This is a genomic window from uncultured Caballeronia sp. (assembly GCF_964243625.1).
Lineage (GTDB): Bacteria > Pseudomonadota > Gammaproteobacteria > Burkholderiales > Burkholderiaceae > Caballeronia.
In genome coordinates, this window is the sequence record NZ_CAXTGZ010000246.1 from 1 (window position 1) to 8348 (window position 8348).

Consider the following 8348-nt stretch of genomic DNA (forward strand, 5'->3'; position numbering starts at 1 on the left):
CGCCATGCCGGTGTAGTACTCGTGGATGAAGCGCCATTCCGCACGTACGAAAGCGCCATTGCCTGGCTCAAATGTCGCGCTGGTTTGCTCCGTGCGGATCGCGTGACGGGCGAGAATTTTTTCGGCGAGCGTGCGTGGCACGGCATCCGCCCGCGCGCCAAGACTTGTGACCGCGACATGACGCATGTTCGTCGCGCCGTACCGCAACAGCCCGCCACTACGCAAGATCGCGGCTGCCAGCGCGTCGCGCGATGCAACCAGTTCGTCGATGTCGATCGGCTCGCCGCGCTGGATGCGCTCGACCAGACTAAAATCGGTCGATGTGAATAGTCCCAGATTGTCGGCGTTCTGTCGGTAGATGCGCTCGAAACTTTTGGCGATAACTAGCTGAATCCCAGCGTTGAGCTCCGCGACTGGGCTGTGTTCGCGGGACGAACCCTTTCCATACCGGTTGCCCGCAACCGTGACACAAAAGCCGTTTGATTTGATGTCGTCCACGCCAATCGGACACTTCGTGCCCACACGCAGGCCAACGTAAGGATAACGGCCAAGACGTTCATCATATTGCGTTAGCACGCTCATCGGCGTGATCTCGTCGGTCGATACGTCGTCGCGTAGCTCGTGCGCCGTCGATAGCGTCAGGTTTTCGCCCGCCAACTGCCGTTCGATGAGACGTGGTTCCGCGCTCAGAAAAAGGACTCGGCCCGCTAGAGTGAAAATTGCCATGTTTGTCTCCCATCTGGCAATCTAGCCCGGCGAAGGCGTTGCAACCAAGTGCTGTTTCGGCAAACGGGGCATCGCCGATTACGATGTCCGTGCTAACCCTCATCCCGCGTTTGTGACAGATGCTCGATCAGCGCCTGAACGGCTTTCAGGCGCGGCGACTTACGTAGCGCATAAACGCACAATTCCCGCTGTCCCCAGCGTTCGTCGAGCGGACGTCTCACGAAGTTGCGCGTGCCTGCAAACGCCGATGCCGCGCTCGTCGGTACGATGCCTATCCCCAATCCGGCCTCAACCATCCGGCATTGCGCGTCGAAACTATTGACTGTGACACTGATCCTAAGCGAACCACGCGCCGCGTCGGCACGCTCTTTGAGGAGTTGATCGAGTGATCCCCCCGCTTGAAGTGCAACCAGCGGAAATCTAACGACATCGGAGAAAGACAGCCTATCCGCGTTAGCGAGTTCGTGCGCGGGAGGAAGCACCACCATTAACGGATCGTCGGCGAAATGCCTTGATTCAAGGCCAGACGGTACAGACCCTGGCGCAACGCACACGCCAACGTCGGCACGATCTTCCAGACACGCGCGCAGCACGTCGTCACTGATGCGTTCGTTCAACGCGATATCGACATGGGGATATTCCGACTGGAAGCTCATAAGTCGCTCGGGCAGAAATCCTACGACGGCGGACGCATTGGCAAACAGGCGTACGACGCCGGATACCTGTCCGCTGAGAGATTGCACGTCACGACCGAGAGATTGAAGGTCATCGTGCAGCCTGGTCGCACGGATGAAAGCGTGCCGCCCTGCTTCCGTCAACTCGACGCCGGCCGGAGAACGCACCAGAAGCGGCATGCCAATGGCGAGCTCGAGATCGGCAATACGACGGCTGAGCGCCGATGTTGCAATGTGCATCCGCTTTGCCGCCCGTGCGATGGAACCCTCTCTGGCAGTTGCGAGAAAAAGCTCCAGGCTATACGGATCGATTCTCATGGGTGGACGTCGGAACGATTCAAGTTGGGTCGGTCGATCTTACAACGCCTGTTAGGAGACGACGCCAATTCGTTCGCGATACAGAAGCTCATCTGTTGTTCAATCGTTCGAGTAGGGTCTTCTATTTCGCTTCGTTGGTATTAAGCCTAAACCTGAGACAACCTTTGGAAACATCAATGCGGATGTGCTCGCGGACAAAGACGCCGCGTTCAAGCGCATCAATTTTTGCGACATCATTCGAGCCTCTGGCTGGGACGGCTAGCGGATCAGGGCTGCGTCGAGGCAAGAACAGAAAGGTCGAGTCGCGGCACGCTGCGACGAACACTAAGGATCCATCTATCCACAAAGCACGAAGCAGGTAAAAGGAAAACATAATGTCAACGCTGACAAACAAAGTTGCGGTTGTAACAGGCGCATCGAAGGGTATCGGCGCATCAATTGCCAAGAATCTGGCAGAGGCAGGCGCGTCAGTTGTCGTCAACTACGCCACTGACAAACAGGGGGCAGGCAAAGTTGTCGCCGAAATCGTCAAGGCGGACGGAAAAGCCATCGCGGTACAAGCCAGTGTGAGCGTCGAAAGCGAGGTCGTCGTCATGCTCGCGGCGACGCAAAAGGCGTTCGGGAAAGTGGATATTTTGGTGAACAACGCCGGCGCGTATGCGTTCTCGGCGATTGAAGCTGTGACACTTGAAGACTTCAACCGACAGTTCACCACCAATGTTTTTGAATTGCTGTTGGTCACCAAGACTGGGCTGCTTTTTTCGCCCCGACGGGCGGCAGCATCATCAACATCAGCTCAGTGGTCAGCACCATGGCCCCGCCAACGGGAAGTATTTACGCCGGCACCAAAGCCGCCATTGATACGATCACGAAAACGCTCGCGAAGGAACTCGGACCCAAAAATATCCGTGTAAACGCTGTCAATCCTGGACTAGTCCTCACCGAAGGCCTTCACACCGCTGGGATTTCTGGCGGGGACATGGAGGCGCAAATGGTGGCGATGACTCCACTGGGTCGTGCTGGGCAACCGGCGGATATCGCGAAACCTGTCGTGTTCCTCGCGTCAGACGACGCCGGCTGGATAACCGGAGAAACCCTTTATGTTTCCGGTGGGGCTGGGGTGTAAATCGATGAACCCCCATGCCCTTGCCCCGGCACCAACGCAATTCGTTACCGCTGGAGACGTCCGCTTTGCCTACCGACGTTTCGGGAAGAAGGAGGAACGCGCCAGCATATTTCATCACGGCCCCACAGGACAAGGCTCGTCAAATAGCTGACGCGCAAGGAGCATCTTTCAGCGTTCCGAGAATTCTTCCGTTGAGGCAGCGGGAGACGCAATCGTCGATATCGTCCGGTCTAAGCGGTGAAGGCCTGCCAGGGCACAGCATCTACACTGCTTCCACGGCATTATTTCGACGTCATCGTAACCGACTGCGATCAGCAAGTTTCACCCCTATGAAGTGCATTTCAACTATGCGTTTTAGCTATCTAGTCTGAGACCCCCTGCTCTGGCAAAGTTTCTACAATGCCGGATAAGGGACTAGCGTGAAACTCCAGGACCAGCTTGACGAGGTAAGAACACACTTTGAACTAGACCCTACAAACGCCGCTTCATCGGACGCATTGTATGGCGTAGTCGCGAGACTCATCAGAGATAGGGCCGCATACCGTGCGCTCCAGGCCGGCGTCATCGCGCCTAATATTTCTCTTCTGGACAGCGCGGGAACAAAACTTTCGCTTAGAGGCTTGCTGTCCAAGGGGCCAGTCGTCTTGGTGTTTTATCGCGGTGCCTGGTGTCCGTATTGCAGTCTTGAGTTGAGCGCCTTTGAGCAAGCCCGTCCAAAGATTGAAGAGTTGGGCGCGACCCTCGTGGCCGTCTCCCAGCAGAGAGCTACCTTTAGCGAACAATCACGGCAGGACAACAATCTTCGCTTCCCAATATTGGTGGACAAACTGGGCCGCGTCGCCGCTGCGTATGGCGTTCGTTGGTTATTGCCGGTCGAGTTGCAGGAGGTGCATCAGCTACTCGGTGCAGACCTCTCCATCTTCAATGGCGATTCTGAATGGACGCTGTCCATGCCCGCGAAATTCGTAATCGGGCAGGACGGGTACATCGCCTGGTCAGACGTCAATCCGGATTACACCGCTCGCGCCGAACCAGCCGAGCTGTTCCCGATTCTCAGGCAGTTAGCGCGAAGCAGAGAGAGGTAGGGCCAAGGCGACTTCGACGATCGGCGTCGACCGTCGTCGGGGCTTGTATGTTTCACCACCAGGTTCACGAGTAAAACCAGGACGACAAATGATTACCATGACGGAATTAACCATCGAGCCTCTCAAGCGTGGATTGCAGCAAATGTCGGGCTACCTCGATCATGCCCAGAAGCACATCATCGACTACGGGATTGCTCCTGACTCACTTCTTGCAGCACGGCTTGCCCCCGGCATGATGACCTTCAGCGCCCAAGTTCAGCGCGCGAGTGACAATGCTAAAAATGGCGTTGCGAGGTTGACCGGCACCGTTGCGCCTGTCTTCCCCGATACGGAAGCAGACATCGAGCAACTGAAGACTAGGCTTGGAAACACAGCGAAGCATTTGGAAACGCTCACCGGTGAGGACTTTGCCGGAGCCGAACGGCGCCTTATTCAACTGCGATTTCTAAGCATCAACGGCGACATGACCGGTTTTGAGTATTTGACCCGTTTCCTGTTGCCCAACTTTTATTTCCATATCGCGACTGCCCACGCGATTTTGCGACATCAAGGTGTCGCAATTGGCAAGAAAGAGTATCTCGGTCCGTTGCATTAACGCTGACCAACCCGAAAGCCACACTCCGCCTTTCGTATGCGACAAAGACAATGCCGCGCACATCGTGTAAGCACCTCGCGCCGTGGTGTCGAAAAGTATCTACTGCTCGTGGCTTTGAAGAAAACTTATCAAATGTTCAACGAAAGTCTTCGCCGCAAGTTTTGCAGCCCGCCCGGCAGGAAAAACCGCGTGGATCTCAGTTGTCCCCATATCCCAGTCCTTCAGAACCCTTATCAACTTTCCGTCCAATAATTCGGCGCTGCATCCCATCAATCCTGTACCCACGATTCCGAGTCCTGCTACTGCGGCAGCCGTGGCACCGTCGTTGGAACTTGTCGCAACACGTCCTTCGAGGCGAATGGATTGCGCTCGACCGTCGCGTTCAAACGACCAGCTTGCCATGCTCGCGGACGGCCCAATAATTATTTGATGGTCTGAAAGGTCAGGCGGCGAATCGGGAACGCCCGCGCGACTTAGATATTCCGGCGAGGCTACCATCACTCGTTGGTTCCTGCATAGCAGCCGAGCCGTTGCGTTCGAATCTGCAAGCGTACCGAAGCGAATGGCAACATCGACGCCTTCGCGAAGCAAGTCTTGCCTGGCATCGTCCATCAAGAGATTGATCCGCAGTGCAGGATGCCTGTCAAGGAAGGCTGGAAGTTTCGGTATGACCTCCCGTGTAGCAAATGTCGCCGGCAACGCCACACGCAGCTCTCCTTGGAGCTGGTCGGCCCCGCGCACCGCCTGGTTGGCTTCGTCGAGCGCGGCAAGGATAGGCTCGATGCGTGCAAGATAGTCCGCGCCCGCCTCTGTCAAGACCACGGCACGGGTAGAACGCATAAGCAGCGGGGCACCCACGTCCTTTTCGAGCATGGCGATAGCGCGCGACGCCGAGGGCTGTGACAGCGAGAACTCACGTCCGGCTTTCGAAATGCTCCCCGTCCGAACCACACGCACAAAGAGTTTCAGCGCCGAAATACTGTCGGTCATGTCTGGGATGAATAGTAGAAAGTTCGATTGTGCGCCTTATCAACGTTCGATAAAGGGGTGATGCTCAATCAACGCCAACTCCGTTGGCTCTCTCACAAAGGATTCACCATGTCACAGCAACAAAAGCTCGCAAATAAAGTCGCCATCGTTACTGGCTCTTCAAAAGGTATCGGCGCCGCTATCGCCAAGGAACTAGCGTCCCAAGGCGCTTCGGTCGTAGTCAATTATTCGTCGAGCAAGGTCGACGCTGACCGCGTTGTGGGCGATATCGTCAACGCTGGCGGAAAGGCTATTGCAGTTCAGGCCAACGTTGCTGTTCAATCTGACATCGCCCGGTTGTTTGCCGCTACCAAAGAGACATACGGAAAGCTGGACATTCTTGTCAACAACGCCGGAATCTACTCGTTCGCACCACTGGAATCCGTCACTAGTGAAAGCATCACGGCCATGTTCAGCACCAATGTCTCGGGTCTGCTTTTCGCGAGCAAGGCTGCGCTGGCATTGTTCCCTGCCGAAGGCGGAAGCATTGTGAATATCGGATCGGTGGTTGGTGAGCTGACGCCGCCGACTTCGGTCGTCTACTCCGGCACCAAGGGTGCAGTGAACTCGATTACGCGAGTTCTCGCAAAAGAGCTAGGACCCAAGCAAATCCGCGTCAACGCCGTGAACCCGGGCGCAGTGAAGACAGAAGGCTTTAAATCGGCTGGCCTTGAGGGCGACTTCGAAGCAATGATGATCGCTGCAACGCCGCTTGGCCGCGCAGGACAACCCGGCGATGTCGCCACCATCGTCGCGTTCCTCGCCTCCGCCGATGCTGGTTGGATTACTGGTTCGCTTATCGATGCTGCAGGCGGTTCGCGATAGGCCGATTCATCGCGGACCCGCCCGAAGTGAAAGGCGGCCCGCGCGAATAGGGCTGGCGACTGCCGTGCGTTGAATCGTAAGCGCTGTGCCATAGGCCTGTCCTCGAAATGCCAAGGACGAACCCGCTTTTGCGTCGTTAAATGAAAACCCAACGAACAAATGCGGGGTGGTCCCAGCAGTTCTTTCTTGATCTCTCCAACATTCAAGGTTTTAAAATGCCCACTCTCTCTGGCAAGGTTGCCGTTATTAGCGGCGGAACGTCCGGTATCGGTTTGGCTATCGCACAAAGGTTCGTCGCCGAGGGTGCTCATGTCTTTCTTTTCGGTCGTCGGCAGGCCGAGGTTAATCAGGCCGCCGAGCTGCTCGGGCCAAACGCGACGGCTTTGCAAGCTGATGTCACAAAGTTTGCTGATATTGATCAGGTAGCCGCGACCATAAAGGCGAAGAAGGGTGTAATCGACATCATCGTGTCCAACGCGGGTTTGACGGAGGAGGCTTCGATTGAAACTCTCACGCCTGCTCACTTCGACAAAACGTTCAACCTTAACGCCCGCGCCCCGGTATTCCTGGTCCAGAAGCTTCTGCCGCTGATGACACGGGGTGGCTCGATCGTCTTGGTTTCGTCAGCGATGCACCTCAAAGGCTTTCCGGGCCACACCGCGTACGCGGCCACCAAGGCGGCGTTGCGCTCCTATGCCCGCACTTGGGCTGCGGAATTCAAGGACCGCGGCATTCGCGTCAATACCCTCAGTCCAGGCGTGATCGATACCCCAATTCTCGACTCGCAGGCACCCACGCCCGAAGCGCGCGAGGCTTTGGTGAACATGTACCTCGGAATGATTCCGCTCGGCAGGCTCGGCCGCGCCGAGGAGATGGCCAACGCAGCACTGTTTTTGGCGTCTGACCAGAGTTCTTACATGACCGGCTCAGATTTGATGGGTGACGGGGGCGCCGGCCAAGTCTAGGAAGGCTTGGGTTAATCGCGATCCCGTTTCGATTTGACAGGCGGCGGTACGGAGAGAATTGCAGGCAGCATGGATTCGCACAAGTAACTGCACCCTGCCCCTTCCGCTCGGCTGATAGCCGGAAAGTTGCTTGATGGGCGACACGCGAGGGCTAGTACTCAGTGGCGCTCACCCGTCAATATGCCACCGCTAATTTCCCGTGCTATGACGATTCAAAGCAAGTGACGCAGGCTAAATTTGTTGCTTGCCAATCTATTCCATAACTGAAGCTTTAAATAGGACAAGTTTGTAGGCCCTCCTTTGGTTGCTGTGGTAACTCTGCCCCATGTCGTCAAGGCCATGTCGATCGTCAATTTTCTCCGCAGCGTGGAGAGATTCTTGCCTCGGGGTTCCTTGTGGCACAGGGCATGACCACACGACTGGTGGCGAACTTGCGATCTTCAATATTGCTGTATATATAACCTGTGCTGTATGTTTGAACAGTATGCCAGTGGGCAAAAATGGACCTCTTGGTCACGCTACATACAAACGAGTCAGTCGAACGCTCGAATGGCTGCGTCGGCATGTCGGTGACGCAGCCATTGGTCATGCTGTCAAACGATGCGCTAAACCGGGCAAGCCCTATCTCTGCGCCGTTTGTAGGCACTGAGAATCAAAACGCCTAAATTTTCGATTCCACGCTGAGAAGCGCCAAGTCCGGTGGCCGAAAATTCTCCAGCTACCATCCGAAGCATTCTTACCGTGCGGACGTCAGCACCTCGCACGACAGTCGGGGGTCCACGCTAGCGGTTATCGCCAAACGTTATGCTTCCGCCGATTCCACCGCCCGGCACCGCCGCCCTCTTTGTGATTTATGAACCGCTGTGTCATGTGATTCACAGACTCAACATGCTTTCATTGGAATTCGGACTCTGTTCGATGCAGCAGCCAGCCAATTGGTTCGCAAAACTGATGCAAAGTTGCCCAAAATACTTATGCAAAATATCATCCTCAGGGGGGGTTGCG

6 protein-coding genes and 3 pseudogenes are annotated in these 8348 nt (G+C 56.0%); 6 read left to right on the top strand and 3 right to left on the bottom strand.

The genetic code is table 11. The features are described from left to right. Positions 1-726: pseudogene (locus tag ACFFAR_RS17345) on the bottom strand (3-isopropylmalate dehydratase); the annotation flags it as partial. A gap of 92 nt (positions 727-818) precedes the next feature. Then, a complete protein-coding gene (locus ACFFAR_RS17350) occupies positions 819-1718 on the bottom strand; it encodes a LysR substrate-binding domain-containing protein (RefSeq protein ID WP_174363427.1) in 900 nt (299 codons plus the stop codon). Between the two features lie 136 nt (positions 1719-1854). Between ACFFAR_RS17350 and ACFFAR_RS17355 the strand changes: the two are divergent. From ACFFAR_RS17355 to ACFFAR_RS17370, 4 genes and pseudogenes are all read left to right on the top strand, one after another. After that, positions 1855-1980: pseudogene (locus tag ACFFAR_RS17355) on the top strand (phosphohydrolase); the annotation flags it as partial. A gap of 112 nt (positions 1981-2092) precedes the next feature. Next, a pseudogene (locus ACFFAR_RS17360) lies at positions 2093-2844 on the top strand (glucose 1-dehydrogenase). Positions 2845-3263: 419 nt separating this feature from the next. Further along, positions 3264-3929 carry a peroxiredoxin-like family protein gene (locus ACFFAR_RS17365; RefSeq protein WP_062002976.1) on the top strand — a complete coding sequence of 222 codons (666 nt, stop codon included), beginning with the start codon at positions 3264-3266 and terminating at the stop codon, positions 3927-3929. Between the two features lie 88 nt (positions 3930-4017). After that, complete coding sequence (locus ACFFAR_RS17370; RefSeq protein WP_174363426.1) at positions 4018-4524, top strand: DUF1993 family protein; 507 nt, start codon at positions 4018-4020, stop codon at positions 4522-4524. 99 nt (positions 4525-4623) lie between these two features. Here the strand turns inward: ACFFAR_RS17370 and ACFFAR_RS17375 are convergent, their stop codons facing one another. After that, positions 4624-5514, bottom strand: a complete 891-nt coding sequence (locus ACFFAR_RS17375; protein WP_174363425.1) for a LysR substrate-binding domain-containing protein — start codon at positions 5512-5514, stop codon at positions 4624-4626. A gap of 108 nt (positions 5515-5622) precedes the next feature. Here ACFFAR_RS17375 and ACFFAR_RS17380 point away from each other — a divergent pair, with 108 nt between their 5' ends. Continuing rightward, entirely contained in the window at positions 5623-6378 is a 756-nt protein-coding gene (locus ACFFAR_RS17380) for a glucose 1-dehydrogenase (protein ID WP_086383889.1), read from the top strand. A 215-nt stretch (positions 6379-6593) separates the two neighbouring features. After that, positions 6594-7343: an SDR family oxidoreductase gene (locus ACFFAR_RS17385; protein WP_174363428.1), complete on the top strand. Its 750-nt coding sequence runs from the start codon at positions 6594-6596 to the stop codon at positions 7341-7343. Positions 7344-8348 lie beyond the last annotated feature (1005 nt).